The 15,506-nt window shown below is 39.6% G+C and carries 13 protein-coding genes and 1 tRNA gene; 3 read left to right on the top strand and 11 right to left on the bottom strand.

Annotation, left to right across the window (positions count from 1 at the left end):
* The first annotated feature begins 133 nt into the window (after positions 1-133).
* Positions 134-1,480, top strand: coding sequence for an adenylosuccinate lyase (gene purB, locus QUE35_RS10485; RefSeq protein WP_009319157.1), 1,347 nt, complete (start codon positions 134-136; stop codon positions 1,478-1,480).
* A 129-nt stretch (positions 1,481-1,609) separates the two neighbouring features.
* Here the strand turns inward: purB and QUE35_RS10480 are convergent, their stop codons facing one another.
* On the bottom strand, positions 1,610-1,990 hold the full coding sequence (locus QUE35_RS10480) for a MerR family transcriptional regulator (RefSeq protein WP_009319158.1): 381 nt from the start codon (positions 1,988-1,990) through the stop codon (positions 1,610-1,612).
* Between the two features lie 10 nt (positions 1,991-2,000).
* Positions 2,001-2,972 carry a M23 family metallopeptidase gene (locus QUE35_RS10475; RefSeq protein WP_009319159.1) on the bottom strand — a complete coding sequence of 324 codons (972 nt, stop codon included), beginning with the start codon at positions 2,970-2,972 and terminating at the stop codon, positions 2,001-2,003.
* Positions 2,973-3,328: 356 nt separating this feature from the next.
* On the opposite strand from QUE35_RS10475, the gene alaS reads away from it, so the two are divergent.
* The gene (gene alaS / locus QUE35_RS10470) at positions 3,329-5,950 is read left to right on the top strand and encodes an alanine--tRNA ligase (protein ID WP_031258358.1); all 2,622 of its coding nucleotides are present in this window, start codon (positions 3,329-3,331) and stop codon (positions 5,948-5,950) included.
* A gap of 110 nt (positions 5,951-6,060) precedes the next feature.
* Here the strand turns inward: alaS and QUE35_RS10465 are convergent, their stop codons facing one another.
* From QUE35_RS10465 to QUE35_RS10435, 7 genes are all read right to left on the bottom strand, one after another.
* Positions 6,061-6,372, bottom strand: a complete 312-nt coding sequence (locus tag QUE35_RS10465; protein WP_009319161.1) for a heavy-metal-associated domain-containing protein — start codon at positions 6,370-6,372, stop codon at positions 6,061-6,063.
* 36 nt (positions 6,373-6,408) lie between these two features.
* On the bottom strand, positions 6,409-8,625 hold the full coding sequence (locus QUE35_RS10460; protein ID WP_022600672.1) for a TonB-dependent receptor: 2,217 nt from the start codon (positions 8,623-8,625) through the stop codon (positions 6,409-6,411).
* Positions 8,626-8,835: 210 nt separating this feature from the next.
* The gene (locus QUE35_RS10455; RefSeq protein ID WP_022600671.1) at positions 8,836-9,234 is read right to left on the bottom strand and encodes a hypothetical protein; all 399 of its coding nucleotides are present in this window, start codon (positions 9,232-9,234) and stop codon (positions 8,836-8,838) included.
* Positions 9,235-9,376: 142 nt separating this feature from the next.
* Positions 9,377-10,147, bottom strand: coding sequence for a diadenylate cyclase CdaA (cdaA, locus tag QUE35_RS10450; RefSeq protein ID WP_022390499.1), 771 nt, complete (start codon positions 10,145-10,147; stop codon positions 9,377-9,379).
* 3 nt (positions 10,148-10,150) lie between these two features.
* On the bottom strand, positions 10,151-11,011 hold the full coding sequence (gene folP / locus QUE35_RS10445; RefSeq protein WP_022600670.1) for a dihydropteroate synthase: 861 nt from the start codon (positions 11,009-11,011) through the stop codon (positions 10,151-10,153).
* Between the two features lie 158 nt (positions 11,012-11,169).
* The gene (locus QUE35_RS10440) at positions 11,170-11,505 is read right to left on the bottom strand and encodes a hypothetical protein (RefSeq protein ID WP_009319167.1); all 336 of its coding nucleotides are present in this window, start codon (positions 11,503-11,505) and stop codon (positions 11,170-11,172) included.
* The gene (locus tag QUE35_RS10435) at positions 11,506-12,849 is read right to left on the bottom strand and encodes a sodium-dependent transporter (protein ID WP_022600669.1); all 1,344 of its coding nucleotides are present in this window, start codon (positions 12,847-12,849) and stop codon (positions 11,506-11,508) included.
* Positions 12,850-13,214: 365 nt separating this feature from the next.
* Here QUE35_RS10435 and QUE35_RS10430 point away from each other — a divergent pair, with 365 nt between their 5' ends.
* Positions 13,215-13,646, top strand: a complete 432-nt coding sequence (locus tag QUE35_RS10430) for a VanZ family protein (protein WP_081705613.1) — start codon at positions 13,215-13,217, stop codon at positions 13,644-13,646.
* A gap of 56 nt (positions 13,647-13,702) precedes the next feature.
* Here the strand turns inward: QUE35_RS10430 and QUE35_RS10425 are convergent, their stop codons facing one another.
* The gene (locus QUE35_RS10425) at positions 13,703-14,719 is read right to left on the bottom strand and encodes a glycosyl transferase family 90 (protein WP_432416276.1); all 1,017 of its coding nucleotides are present in this window, start codon (positions 14,717-14,719) and stop codon (positions 13,703-13,705) included.
* Between the two features lie 672 nt (positions 14,720-15,391).
* Positions 15,392-15,473, bottom strand: a tRNA-Leu gene (locus QUE35_RS10420).
* Between the last annotated feature and the right edge of the window lie 33 nt (positions 15,474-15,506).

Raw genomic sequence — 15,506 nt, 5'->3', positions numbered from 1 at the left:
CAAAAGCGAGGCAAAGGTAAGACATTTTTTTTAACCTCAAAACAAAATCTTCCTTTTTCTGCAAAAAAACGTTTTTTTTTGGGGAAATCAGACAGATAAGTTACTTTTGCAAAAGAAAATGAAAAACCTTCTTATGGAACTGACAACCCTTACTGCAATCTCGCCCATCGACGGGCGTTATCGGGGTAAAACCGCCCCACTTTCCGAATATTTTTCAGAATTTGCCCTTATCCGTTACAGGGTACGTGTAGAAATCGAATATTTCATTGCTCTATGTGAGCTCCCTCTACCGCAGCTGGCAAATATAAACTCTGATATTTTTCCGAAATTAAGAGCGATATACAATGATTTTACAGTAACCGATGCCGAACGAATCAAAGCAATCGAATCGGTCACAAATCATGATGTAAAAGCCGTAGAATATTTTATCAAAGAAAAGTTCGATGCGTTAGGAGGGCTTGAAGCATACAAAGAATTCATACATTTCGGACTGACATCTCAAGACATCAATAACACTTCTGTTCCTCTATCTATAAAAGAAGCTCTGGAACATGTTTATTATCCGATGCTCGAACAAATGATCGGTATGGCAAAAGAGTATGCCGAAGCATGGAAAGATATTCCTATGCTGGCAAAAACTCACGGACAACCGGCATCCCCCACTCGTCTGGGAAAAGAAATGATGGTCTTCGTTTACCGCCTCGAACAACAGCTGAACGCCTTAAAACAGATTCCTATCAGCGGAAAATTCGGAGGGGCCACCGGCAACTTCAACGCCCACCATCTGGCTTATCCGGAATATGATTGGAAAATTTTCGGAGCTCGATTCCTTAAAGAAAAGTTAGGCATCGAACGTGAAGCATGGACTACCCAGATATCCAATTACGACAATTTAGCCGCTTTATTTGACGGAATGCGTCGAATAAACACTATTCTGATCGACCTTGACCGGGATTTCTGGCAATATATTTCTATGGAATATTTCAAACAGAAGATCAAGGAGGGAGAAGTCGGCTCTTCTGCCATGCCGCATAAAGTCAATCCGATCGATTTCGAAAACTCTGAAGGAAATCTCGGAATAGCAAATGCCATACTCGAACATCTTGCTTCAAAATTACCGATCTCACGATTGCAAAGAGACTTGACCGATTCTACCGTACTACGGAATATCGGTGTACCCCTCTCCCACATGCTCATCGCACTGCAAAGCACGATGAAAGGGCTCGGGAAACTGCTTCTTAATGAAAAAGCAATTTACAACGATCTCGACAACATGTGGAGTGTCGTAGCAGAAGGTATTCAAACAGTTCTTCGCCGCGAGGGGTATCCTAAACCTTATGAAGCATTAAAGGCTTTGACCCGCACCAACGGTATCATAAATGAAGAAGCTATACATGCGTTTATCGATACTTTGAATGTTTCGGACAATATCAAGGCCGAATTGAAAACCATCACACCACACTCCTATACAGGGATGTAATATATTTATAAATATAACAAAAGCCACAAGAAATCTCCGACAGAAATTCCTTGTGGCTTTTGTTATCATTCAAAACCGGACCAGTAAAAAATAAAGGAAAACCGCCTGTATAAGTTTTACAATAAAAAATCACAAATCAGCCTCATCCGATTCATTGTGACCGGAAACATCGATTTTTGCCAACTCATTCCGTATTCCGCAAAGCTCTTCACGAACACTCTTTAAACGTGATATGATCTCATTACTCCGGATAACCCCAGATCGGTTTTCTCTTAACTGTTTCTTTGCGCCGGCAAGGGTCAGGCCTTTCTCCTTCAATAGATAATAGACTAACCGGACATTATCAATATCTTCCTGATTATAAAAACGTACACCCCTTGAAGAACGACGAGGTGTAATAATATCAAACTCGTCTTCCCAATACCGGAGAGTAGATTCGTTTACCCCGAAATATTCAGCGACATCTCCGATTGTATAATAAATCCGTTTCTGTTTCTTCTCCGTATCCATTCTTCAAAAATTAATCCATTACCCGTCCTTGATTTTCGGCAATCTGTATCATGCGGTCATAGTCAGCAGGACTCAAATCAAAGAAATAATAGTTAATCGGATTATCATGTTTGCCTTTATAAATTACTTCATAGTGAAGATGAGGGCCTGTCGATTTACCGGTATTTCCCACTAAACCGATCTCCTCTCCCCGAATAACCTTTTGTCCGTTCCGCACAGAAATATGGCTCAAATGAGCATAACGGGTTTTATATCCATACCCATGATTGATGACAATCGTTTTTCCATACCCCTGTTTCCAACCAGTCTCGACAACCGTACCGTTTCCCGTAACATATACCGGAGTTCCGATATCTGCGGCAAAATCCATCCCCTCATGAAATTTACGGGTTTTATAAATAGGGTCTATGCGCAGCCCATATCCCGAAGCCGTTCGCTTCAAATCTTTGTTCGACACAGGCTGAATTGCCGGCAAGCAATTTATCCTATCTTCATTCTGCTGTCCCAATTTCACCAATTCATTAATCGAATTAGTCTGCACATATAACTGTCGGTTAAGCTGTTCAACCTTCTGTGTCGTAGCAACAACCAAATCTGCATCCGAAAGGTTCATCAAATCCTGATAACGGGACACATTATCCGTTCCGGCATTCCAAACTGCCGCACTAATCGGATCTGCTTGCAAAATAACCCGGTACAGATTCGCATCTCTTTCTCTTACATCGGCCATAACATCCAGAGCTTCATCCAAACGACGAGAAAGCAACTTATATTGAGACCGCATCTGCTGATTCTCCCGTTTCAACATTTTCTCACGGGGAGAGTCCACAAAATAGTTCAACACCGAAAACAAAATTCCTCCCAATATAATTCCGCTCAACAAATGACGAAAAACCGTAGCCATACGTTTTCTGAACGATGGATACACCCGTTCATAACTCAACGTATTGGGATTATATACATAAAAGACTTTTTTTCTCATAACATTTTGCTCAATACATTCGGGTCATAATCACTGGCAAGACATACCGTCCCCGTTCTATAAAACGCAAAATACCGATATATTAATACCTGTCTTTCCTGAAAAAACATATTTTTAACAGCAAACTAAAAAACAGGGAAACAGACCGAAAACAAGCCTGAAAAAAAACGACAAAATTACTTTACCGGAATTTTTAAACAGGCTCTTAGTAATTTTTTGCGCAACAATAGCCACAAAAATAATATTTTAGGCTATTTTTGCAAACTGTTTTTCAGAATATTAAATAACAACAGACTTATTTATCGGCTCTACTGAAAAACAACTGCTTAATAAACGTAAACTATAAATCATTAAATATGCTCACAGCTAAGGAAATTCGCGAATCGTTCAAGAGCTTTTTCAACTCCAAGGGACACCAGATCGTTCCTTCCGCTCCCATGGTAATAAAAGATGATCCCACATTGATGTTCACCAATGCAGGAATGAACCAGTTTAAAGATATTATTCTCGGAAATGTTCCGGCACGTTACAAACGGGTCGCCGACTCCCAAAAATGTCTTCGGGTCAGTGGAAAACACAATGATCTCGAAGAAGTAGGATTGGATACATATCACCACACTATGTTCGAAATGCTGGGGAACTGGTCGTTCGGAGATTATTTTAAAAAAGAAGCTATAGACTGGGCTTGGGAATACCTTGTGGATATTCTCAAAATAGATCCGGACAGATTATATGCCACCGTATTCGAAGGTTACGCCCCCGAAGGTCTGGAACGTGACAACGAAGCAGCATCGTATTGGGAAAAACATCTCCCCGCTTCTCATATCATAAACGGAAACCGTAAAGATAATTTTTGGGAAATGGGCGATACCGGCCCTTGCGGTCCTTGTTCCGAAATACACATCGATTTGCGAAGCGATGCAGAGCGGGCTCAAATAGACGGTGTAACGTTGGTAAATGAGAGTCATCCTCAAGTAATAGAGATATGGAATCTCGTATTCATGCAATACAACCGTAAAGCCGACGGATCTCTCGAACCTCTGCCGGCCAAAGTTATCGATACCGGAATGGGATTTGAACGCCTTTGCATGGCTCTACAAGGAAAAACATCGAACTATGACACCGATGTATTCCAGCCGATAATCGGAGCAATCGGGCAACTATGCGGCAAAAAATACGGAGAAGACCGGCAAGCCGATATTGCCATGCGGGTTATTGCCGACCATGTGCGCACCATAGCGTTTTCTATCACCGACGGACAATTACCGTCAAATGCTAAGGCAGGATATGTAATTCGTCGCATCCTTCGCCGTGCCGTACGTTACGGGTACACATTCCTCGGTCAACATCAAGCGTTTATATATACGCTCATACCGACTCTTATCGATACGATGGGAGATGCCTACCCTGAATTAATTTCTCAAAAGATATTGATCGAGAAAGTCATTAAAGAAGAAGAAGAATCTTTCTTACGCACTCTTGCTACCGGAATGAAATTGTTGGATAAAGTAATGGCAGACACCAAAGAAGCCGGAATGGATTGCATCAATGGAAAAGACGCATTTACTCTTTACGACACTTACGGATTCCCGCTCGACCTCACCGAATTGATTCTTAAAGAAAACGGATTATCGGTAGATACAAAAGAATTTGATGCTCAAATGCAACAGCAAAAAGAACGGGCACGAAACGCTGCTGCTATCGAAACCGGAGACTGGGTAGTCGTAAAAGAAGGTGAACCTCGTTTTATCGGATACGATTTTACCGAATGTGATGCAGAAATACTCCGTTATCGTAAAATCAAACAAAAAAATAAAGAATTATATCAAATCGTTCTCGATCAGACCCCGTTCTACGCAGAAAGCGGAGGACAGGTAGGTGATACCGGAACTTTAACCGGCGAAGGCGAAACGATAAAAATAATCAATACGAAAAAAGAAAATAACCTGAGTATTCACATCAGCGAAAAGCTCCCGAAAGACATCACCGCTACACTTCGGGCGGTTATCAATAAAGAAGCCAGACTTGCAACAGCTTGCAATCACTCGGCGACTCATCTGCTGCATGAAGCTCTTCGCACGGTACTCGGCACACATGTAGAACAAAAAGGATCATTGGTAACGCCCGATATACTGCGTTTCGATTTTTCTCATTTCCAAAAAGTAACTGATGAAGAATTGCGATTGGTAGAACAACTTGCTAATCGGAAAGTTCGTCAAGCTATCCCTTTGAACGAGCACCGCAATGTTCCTATTGCAGAAGCAAAACAAATGGGAGCAATGGCGCTATTCGGAGAAAAATACGGAGTTGAGGTTCGAGTTATCCAGTACGGTTCTTCTATCGAACTCTGTGGAGGTACTCACGTTGCAAATACAGGAAATATCGGTATGATCCGTATCATTTCCGAAAGTTCTATCGCTGCCGGCGTACGTCGTATTGAGGCTGTCTCCGCTGCAAAAGCTGAAGAGCTGGTCGATTTCCAACAAGACACATTAAAAACAATCCGACAAATTTTCAACAATGTTCCGGATATTACCGCTGCTATCAGAAAAGCGATAGATGAAAATGCTGATTTGAAAAAACGGACAGAAGAATTTATCAAAGAAAAAGTCGCTTTGATGAAAGAATCTCTACTGAAAAATATGAAAGAACGTTCGGGAATGAAAATCATACTCCTCAAAGCCGCAACTCCGGCAGAGGTAGTAAAAGATATTGCTTTCCAAATACGAGGTGAAGTTCCCGAACACCTTTTATTCGTTGCAGGAACAGTAGATGAGAAAAACAAGCCGTTACTTACCGTAATGTTAAGCGATGACCTTGTTTCTGCAGGGCTTAATGCATCGGCTCTCGTTCGTGAAGGAGCAAAATATATACAAGGAGGTGGTGGTGGACAGCCTCATTTTGCTCAAGCCGGAGGGAGAAATCCGGAAGGAATATCCGTAGCCATAGATAAAATTATTGCACTGGCAGAGAAATAAATTTTAACAGCAAAAAGCCGTCATTTTACGATTAAAATGGCGGCTTTTAGTTTAATGAAAATTTAGAATGGCTCTTTATCGATAGCCATGTTTCATCATATAATACAGCTTTATTTCTTTTTCTCTTTCTTGGTTTCTTTTACAAATTCTGCCTCATAATTGAACTTTTTGAATCCTTCTTTCAATTTTTCAACAGTCGTTTTATCAGCATCATAGGTAATCGAAGCCGTCTTTTCTTTTAAATCGGTAGAGATCTCTTTTACTCCTTTCTCAAAACGGATATTGTCTTTTACTTTCCGTTCACAATTTTCGCAATACATTTGAGGAACTTTAAACACGACTATCCGGAGATCTTTCGCCACAATCACCGTCACACTCAATAATGCCATTACTAAAACGGCTGTAAATCTTTTCGCTTTCATAACTTTATTCCTTTTTTATTAAACATATTGATTTCTCTAATTTCGAGCCCAGTTAAAACGAATTCCTATATAAGCTTTCGCCCCGTGTACAGACCCCCATATCATCGTAGAGTCAAAATTTTCTCCCCACGGATTGGCCGCATCGATAATCGGATTTTTCTGTTTAAAATTCGTCAGGTTCTCTCCGCCCACATAAATAGACCAACGACGGAAGTAACGTGTAATTTGCACACTAAGCTGCTCAAAAGAACCATAGCGGGCACTCCATGAAGGAGTCCCATCTTCCAGAATATACCGACTCGGCATCCGACCGCCTCCGTTCAACTGAAGAGTCGCATCAAATTGCCATATTTCAAGAGGTGTCTTATAGGATGCCGTCACCAGTCCTTTATACCTGCTTGTCAAAGGTCTTTCTTTAAGCTCTCCGTTATAAGTAGTCTTCGCATCTGTAAAACGATAAGCCGCCGTAAGAGTAAAGCCTTTGAAAAGAGGATAATTCGCCTCTACCTGAAAAACATGAGAATAAGAACGTCCGTTCAGATTATAAAATGCTATTTCATGCGGATCTGTATCCATATCTACAACTACTTGCTTCAAAAAATCCGTATAATAATATTCTGCATTAAGGTTCAAGGTCTTACCGAACAAAGGGATATACGACGAAATACTTGCTCCGTAATTCCAAGCCTCTTCTTGATCCAAATCTCCGGCAATTCTTACTTTTCGACTGCTGGCAAGCAAATAATTATTTTCTGCCAACACATGATTGGTTCGATATCCTTTCCCTGCCGAAAGACGGAAATTTACAAACTCATTCGGATTATATTTGACATGTGCCCGAGGGGTAACAAAAAAACCGTGCATACTACTGTAATCTCCTCGTATTCCACCCATAAGTATCAATTTATCTTCCAAATTATAGGTATATTGCACATAAGCTCCCGGAACAGATTCTTTTTCAAAAGATTTAAGACGAGGGAGCTCTACATCGTTCGTCAAACGGTATCGCTGATCATATCCGTCATAATTAAAACTCAAACCGGTAGAAAGACTATGCCGTTTACTAAATTCAGTCTCGAACAACAATGAAGCATACACATTGGTCTGATCCACATCATAAAGTTTATGCCCATAAACGGCATCCTGATTATGAAAAGTTCCTTGGAGAATAAGAGCCAGATTCGTATTCTTTTCTTTATTAAAGATATAAGCGTTTTTGGTAAAAGCTTCATAGCGTCGAGTATCGATTCCGATTTTATACAACTCCTGTCCCGGATTTCCACCATGATTTACCTGACCGCTATTCCGCCATTCAGAAAGAGCTTTAATACCGGCTTGAAAAACATAATGATCCCCCATATACGCCCAACGATTCCAAAGATTATATTGCTCTACTCGAGGAATATCCGCAAAACCGTCATGATTGGCATCATGAGCCATCGTTTCATTTTCATAATGAGCTAAAAGCGAAGTACTCCAACGCTTAGACAGCTTTAATGTAGCATCGGCATTGGCCTCATAACGCCCCGTACTGCTGGCAAACAGATTGGCAGAAACCCAATCAGCTTCCGGTAACTGGGGCTTCTTAAATTCGACATTAATCTGTCCTGTAATAGACTCGTATCCGTTTTTGACAGACGAACTACCTTTACTCACCTGAATACTCTGCATCCACGGTCCGGGAACATATCCCAACCCATAAGGAGCTGCAGCACCTCTGTAATTAGGGATATTCTCGGTCATCATCTGCACGTATGTACCGGACAACCCCAATAATTTAATTTGCTTCGCACCCGTAGCAGCATCTGAATAACTCACATCGACAGATGGATTTGTTACAAAACTTTCACCCAAATTGCAACATGCCGCACGACTTAATTCTGCACTACTGATAATATCGACATTCATGGCACTACTTCTTAATTTTGTAGTTCCGAACCTGCGTCTTACGACATTAACCTCGCCTAAAGACAATCCCTCACGTAAAACTATTTCCAATTTTACATTTTCACTATCGACATGGATCGTATCATTTTCAAACCCTATATAACTAATAACCAACGTTTCGCTATCCTTAGGTTTATCAACAGAAAAGCTTCCGTCTTCGGCAGTAACCGTAAAAATCTTTGTATTGACCCATGCTACATTAGCTCCAGGTAACGGCTCTCCTGCACTATCTTTAACAACACCCCTTACCTTAGCCTGTACCGGGTACAAAAGCAAAGAGAAAAATATCAAAAATATATATTTCATATATGACAGTTTATTTATTACTCAAAAACTCAGTCTTTCCATAACGCCCATAATCACAAAGCCTTTCCCGTTCATTGAGATATGTCCGGCAACTCGACTTGCAATAGGGGAAATACAAAATCACGCATCTTAAAATAACTCAAGACACGCTGCACAGGAACAAGCAGACTCTTCCCAAAGAGACATTTGCTTATCCCCCCACAATAAATTCTAAATAAGAAAAACTGAATAAAGAGCAAGATAATAACGTGTACATACCGGATTAGGAGGAATATCCCGTATCTCGACACGTTCGGAATCAACAGATGAAAGATTTTTTTTCACATCTGGCGACAAATAACAGAGAATTTGCGCAAAAGGAACAGAAACAGAACATCCACAAGACTGTTTCACCAAATCTACCTTATAAACAGTGGCAGAACATCCTTCATCCCCACAAGAGTCATTCGATAAAAAATTTGTATCACGGCATTTTTCACAACCGGCAACACAGCATTTCTGTTCCGCTTCACATCCGGGACAGCAATAGTGCATAATAGAAACCCCTACTCCCGCAAAAACGATCAGCAGAGACAACGAAACAGCCAATATATAACGAAAACTTCTCATAGTACGCTGCAAAAATAAAAAGATTCGTTCGTTATGACCATTTAATTTTCCCTTTTTATTTATTACATTTATTAAATATATAAATATACAATTACTTAATTATCTCACCAAAAATTACGATTCTACGTCCTTGAAATAACAATTATTCTGCAGTTTCGGACAAAAAATGTTCCAAGTCCTTACCAGAAAGACGCAAGTGCAATTTACCATTACGTGCAGCCGAAATGTTTCCGGTTTCTTCCGATACGATAACAGCCGTAGCATCCGACTCTTGAGTAATACCCAATGCCGAACGATGCCTCAATCCCAAAGACTTAGGAATATCGTTATTATGAGACACTGGCAATATGCAGGCAGCCGCCACAATACGATTATCCGCAATAATCATAGCTCCGTCATGCAAAGGACTGTTCTTAAAGAAAATATTTTCTATAAGACGCGAATTGACATCGGCATTTATAATATCTCCCGTCTGCTCATAAGCTGTAAGCGCCATATCTTTCTGTATTACGATAAGAGCACCGGTTTTGGTCTTGGACATATTCATACACGCATACACTAAAGGCATGATATAAGATTGCTGATCTGTATTTTTTTCTTTATCGGGGAGGAATAATCTGAAAAAGAACCGCCATCGTTTATGAGATCCCAATTCGACAAGAAAACGACGGATTTCATCTTGAAACAAAATAACTAAAATCAAGACCCCGACACTTACCAGCTTATCCATTATCGCCCCGAGCAAACGCATATCCAAAATCCGAGTAACAACGACCCAAACTCCGATAAAGGCCATAACACCGGCAAAAATATTGATCGTGCCGGAATCTTTCATCATCTTGTAGATATTATAGAGCAACAAGCCGACAAGCAAAATATCTAAAGCATCTTTTATTCCGAAATGAACAAACATAAACTATCTTGTTGTTAAAGTTTTCGTAACGATCTTCACTGTTTCCACAGCTTCTTTGACATCATGTACACGTAATATATCCGCACCTCCCAACAAAGCAAGAGTATTCAGTACAGTCGTACCGTTCAGGCTCTCTTCCGGAGATGTTCCCAACAATTTATAGATCATGGATTTTCGAGATATTCCTGCCAAGACAGGGAATCCCAACACTTGGAACTCAGACAATCCATTCATCAATAAATAGTTATCATCTAACGTTTTACTAAATCCGAAGCCGGGGTCTATAATAATATCATTCACACCCATCAACCGGAGTTTATCCGTCTTTTCAGAAAAATACATTAACAAATCGGCAATGATGTCACCATAATTCGTATATTCCTGCATGGTTCGGGGAGTTCCGCGCATGTGCATCAATATATACGGTACTCCGAGAGAAGCAACAGTTTCAAACATCTTATCATCCAGTTCTCCTCCCGATATATCATTAATCATCGTCACTCCGAATTCCTCTACACAACGACGGGCTACCTCTGCACGAAAGGTATCTACAGAAATATAAACATCCGGATATACCGACCGAATCAGCGAAAGAGCTCGTGATAAACGGTTCATCTCTTCTTCTTCCGGGACATCCTCTGCCTGAGGTCGAGAAGAGTAAGCCCCTATATCGATAATCGCACCACCCTGTTCGACAATCTTTCTCGCACGAGATATTACAGCAGTTTCGGTATTACAACGACTTCCAGCATAAAACGAATCGGGAGTAACATTTAATATCCCCATTACCAAAGGCGGAGTCAGAGCTACCACATCTCCGTTCAGGTTTATAGTAAATGAAGGTTTGTCGCAAACAACATTCATAAACGATCTTTTTATTTATAATGAACGAAGATAGACCTTTTTATTTAAAAAGTCTATCCGAGACAATGTATATTTTCGTACAAATTACAAAATAGGCTTTCTTCATAATTCGAAATTCTAACTATTTGCTTATTTACGTAAGCACAGAACTCCACTACTCAATTTCCGGAATTCTGATTTTGCACGGTATTCTCTAAAGATTCCCGTTCGACTGGAGCGAACGATTGCTCTTGAGGGCGATATATAGGAGTTACTTTCTTTTTAACGGAATTTTTCTTATGCCGAATAGTATCTTTCTTGATTGAAATTTGCTTCTTAAAGTCCGATATTTCGGTTTCGAACTGCTCGAAATCGGAAGTCTCCGGCTCAGCCTGTCTTGTTGTACCATAAAAACGCACGACAAGAAGTATCGCAATGCTGCATAATAATAAGATTACGGCAAAACGTTCTCCTCGACTGAAATTCCAAAAACGATATTTTTCAGATTCCTTCATCTAAAATAATCCAAGTCCGGATAAAAAAATCAAAAATATAGCTACGGGTGCGACAAAGCGCATACAAAACATCAATATACCAAAATACCATACACGAGAAACCCCGTGATTACTTAATTCTTCTTTTATAAATTGCCGGTCAAGTTTCCATCCGACAAATATAGAGATAAGCATTCCTCCTGCAGGCAACAATATATTCGAAGCTAAAAAGTCACAAAAATTAAATATGGAAAAACCTAAAATATAAAAATCGCTCAACGGGCCGAATGACAATGAACAAAGAGTACTCATCACCAGACAGATAAAAATGAGAATTTGCGATGCTCGACGACGTGTAAAATGAAATTCCTCATGCAAAAAAGCGATAGCGACTTCACACAACGAAATAGTAGAGGTCAGAGCTGCAACCGTAATGAGAACAAAGAATAATACAGACCAGATATAAGCGCCCGGTATTTGTTGAAATACATTCGGCAATGTAATAAAAATCAACTCCGGACCTTGAGAAGGGCTTATTCCAAAAGAAAACACCGCCGGGAAAATAATGACTCCGGCCAATACAGCGACAAAAGTATCTAAAGAAGCTACCGTAACCGCTGTCTTAGGCAACGAAGTTTTATCGGAAAAATAGGAAGCATACGTTATCAGCGTGCCCATTCCTAAACTCAATGAAAAAAATGCCTGCCCCATAGCCCGTAACACTACTCCTGAATCGATCTTCGAAAAATCCGGATGAAACAAGAAAGAAAGCCCTTCCTTTGCTCCGGGCAAGAAGAGCGACCGTACGCAAAAAGCTATCAATATTACAAAAAGTAATGGCATTAAAATATTAGAAGCACGCTCTATCCCGTCACTGACCCCTCTTGAAACAATAAAATAATTCATCCCGAGAAATAGAAATATCCAAAATAACGGACGAATAGGCGATGCCGTAAATTCGGTAAAAGCAGTAGCAAAATATTCGGGGCTTTTCTGACTCATCCCGAAAGTAGCCGCCTGATAAACATAATCTAATGTCCATCCGGCAATCACAGAATAAAAACCCATAATAAACACCGGAGCAAATACCCCCATATACCCGATGATATTCCAATGTGTTCCGGGAGCTAATGTCAAGAACGAACGGTTCACATTTGCCTTGGCACTACGTCCTACGACAAACTCGGCAAGCATGACAGGCAATCCTAAAAACAATACACAAAGAATATACACCAACAGAAATGCAGCACCCCCGTTTTGCCCGGTTTCGTAAGGAAACCTCCAAATATTTCCCAATCCGACAGAAGATCCCACAGTAGCAGCAATAACACCCAATTTTGTAACAAATGTCGCTCGTTTTGCCATAAACTCCCAGTTTAAATTACATTAATACAAAAATAACATTTATATATCTTTTTATCACATTTAACCCCATAAAAATTAATTCTTGCAACAAATCAGAATAAATAAGAAGCAAAAAAGAAGCTAAAGTGCGTAAAAAACAAAATTTGCCATATAAAATATACTATCTTTGCAACATCAGAGTTTGTCTAAATTTTGATCGGTTCAGGCTAAAAAAGTTCTTTCCGGGAATTTCTGTTCTTACGCAAATGATAGCGAGCTATCTGACAAGTGAAAACGGGAAAACAGATCAAAAAAAAACACGAAGATGACCTAACAATATTTCCTTATCGGAAAATTTAGACAGACACTTAATCAATATAACAATTATGAAAGTAATACGGTTTTTATCGAGGTTTATTCCTACAATGCTGGTAGGTATCATTATATTATATCTTTCTCTTTCTCATGTTACCTCTCCATATAATGTACCCAACATACAGAATTTAGACAAAATAGTTCATTTTACAATGTATATGGGATTAGTTTCCGTTTTTTGCTTCGACGTGTATCGTTCCAGTTGGCTTTCACGCTATGACGGATCTATACTGCTATCGGGATGGATACTTGCCGTTTTATGGGGTGGTCTGATGGAACTATTCCAAAAATACTTTACTGAATACCGAACAGCCGACTGGTTCGACTTTTTAGCAAACACGGTGGGCGCTTTCGCAGGGATCTTAATAGGGGTTTTCATTATACGCCCCCTCATTCGACGATACAAAAAAACAAATAAAAGACAAAACGCCCCTATTCTATAACCAAATACTCAGAGCCTGTCCCAAAGCCCTCTTAAACAAAATTTTTCTGATTATTTTCAAAATGTCACCAAATTGGTTTCTTCAAAATATTTTTTCAAAACAAACAAAGAAACAAGTCTTTCTCTTTCCGGATCTTTAAACTGCTCTACATATTCATGTGCATGTCTAATGATCTCTTCTGCTTCTTGAGGATGTGCAATATAGTAATTAAGCCGCTCTTCCAAATCCGAAAAATCAGGCTTGATCTCTACATAATGATAATTCGGGATGAGTCTCCCTTCCATAAACCATGTCTCACATGTAGGTCGAGGCATAACGGCCAATGAATTAGACGACATCACCCATTTCAAATTACTTGCTACATCATTCCCCTCCAAAGACAAGATAAATTTATAATCAAGGTGTTGTCGCAATGTCATTTTTTCCACTATCCACTGCTTATTCGGATGCCGCCCTTTGATCTCCCCCAGATTGCACATAGGGTGTCCCCAATATTTTTCAAGAAATCGATAACGATTTTCTTTAAACCCATTTGTCCCGGGTACTCCGATTTTTCCACGAAAAACCACCATATTTTTCTTTTCTACAAAGCTTTTTTCGTCTTTGATAAAAATAAAATGGCGAACTTTATCCAATTTCATGATAACCGAATTCTCGTTACCCGCTACAAGAGGCCGGCTTTTAACAATAGACGGAATGTTCGGGACAGAAACCAAGTCACCCGGGCATAACTTCCACTTCAAAGATTGAGGAAACCAACGAGTATATTCGAAAGTATCGAAAAAATAAACCTTCTGTTTACACATCGGCTGCCTCCTCAAGGGTATAAGTTCATCCCTCCAACTATCATAAGCCGCAGATAAAGATAAGGAATCTCTATCAAGTTGATTATAATAGTTTACACGCTGCATAATATAGTCTTTATCTGTCGATTTATTTAATTTTTCCAGTTCCTTTTTCAACCGAATTCGAAAAAAGAACTTAGGAATCATCAACCTCAGATAATTAACCCCATAATACACAAATTTGGGATTTTTCCCATTTCGCAATAAATAGGAAAATTTAGAATTTATCATAAAATCCGATTTAGCATTCAAAAAAATATGAATGTGATCCTATTTCCAATAACAGCATCAGTATAAACATACTTACTCAACGACACGATCAACTATCTATATTTTCCATGATCGCAATCAAAACCGCAAAAAAATAGCTTAGATTGCGACGAGGCAAACCTACATCTCCTCTTTTTTACAACAAAGATAGAAATTATCTCTACCTTAACAAACATTTGTATGCATTAGGTTAATATTGTGCTATTCTGCCATATTAGAAGCTGTTCAAATTCTGTATAGGTATTTTTTGAGAATGATTTTTCGAAAGTGTTTTTCATCCGATAAAAAGCGAACAAGCATGTAGGTATACAGAAATTGGAAAACATACCACCGAAAGAGAGATTAATAGAGCACAAATATTCAGGGAATAAAAGCCTGTTTAAATTTTGCCCGGGTCAGGTTTTAAGAATTTCTTCCGAGTATGTTTTTCTGTTTTTAGGAGGATGATAGCAGGCTATCTGACGAGGGAAAACGGGGAAAAAGATCGGAAAAAAACGTAAAATGAGCTGATAGTATTTTTTATTGGAAAATTTAAACAGACGCTAAATACCCAAAATTTCTTTTTAAAGCTTAGCCGGCCCGGACTAACTAAAAAAACAAAAGCCTGCAGAATATTTTCTACAGGCTTTGTGCGGATGAAGGGACTCGAACCCCCACGGCTTTCGCCACTAGATCCTAAGTCTAGCGCGGCTACCAATTACGCCACATCCGCGTTTTGCTCTGCAAAGGTAATCGAAGTTTACGA

Origin of the sequence: Coprobacter fastidiosus (genome assembly GCF_030296935.1) — a bacterium.
GTDB lineage: Bacteria > Bacteroidota > Bacteroidia > Bacteroidales > Coprobacteraceae > Coprobacter > Coprobacter fastidiosus.
The sequence above is the reverse complement of the archived record's forward strand: the minus strand, read 5'-3'. Positions and strand labels throughout refer to the sequence as shown.

Coding starts and splice junctions, on each gene's coding strand:
- purB (WP_009319157.1), top strand. CDS start 134: ATGGAACTGACAACCCTTACTGCAATCTCGCCCATCGACGGGCGTTAT.
- QUE35_RS10480 (WP_009319158.1), bottom strand. CDS start 1,990: ATGGATACGGAGAAGAAACAGAAACGGATTTATTATACAATCGGAGAT.
- QUE35_RS10475 (WP_009319159.1), bottom strand. CDS start 2,972: ATGAGAAAAAAAGTCTTTTATGTATATAATCCCAATACGTTGAGTTAT.
- alaS (WP_031258358.1), top strand. CDS start 3,329: ATGCTCACAGCTAAGGAAATTCGCGAATCGTTCAAGAGCTTTTTCAAC.
- QUE35_RS10465 (WP_009319161.1), bottom strand. CDS start 6,372: ATGAAAGCGAAAAGATTTACAGCCGTTTTAGTAATGGCATTATTGAGT.
- QUE35_RS10460 (WP_022600672.1), bottom strand. CDS start 8,625: ATGAAATATATATTTTTGATATTTTTCTCTTTGCTTTTGTACCCGGTA.
- QUE35_RS10455 (WP_022600671.1), bottom strand. CDS start 9,234: ATGAGAAGTTTTCGTTATATATTGGCTGTTTCGTTGTCTCTGCTGATC.
- cdaA (WP_022390499.1), bottom strand. CDS start 10,147: ATGTTTGTTCATTTCGGAATAAAAGATGCTTTAGATATTTTGCTTGTC.
- folP (WP_022600670.1), bottom strand. CDS start 11,011: ATGAATGTTGTTTGCGACAAACCTTCATTTACTATAAACCTGAACGGA.
- QUE35_RS10440 (WP_009319167.1), bottom strand. CDS start 11,505: ATGAAGGAATCTGAAAAATATCGTTTTTGGAATTTCAGTCGAGGAGAA.
- QUE35_RS10435 (WP_022600669.1), bottom strand. CDS start 12,849: ATGGCAAAACGAGCGACATTTGTTACAAAATTGGGTGTTATTGCTGCT.
- QUE35_RS10430 (WP_081705613.1), top strand. CDS start 13,215: ATGAAAGTAATACGGTTTTTATCGAGGTTTATTCCTACAATGCTGGTA.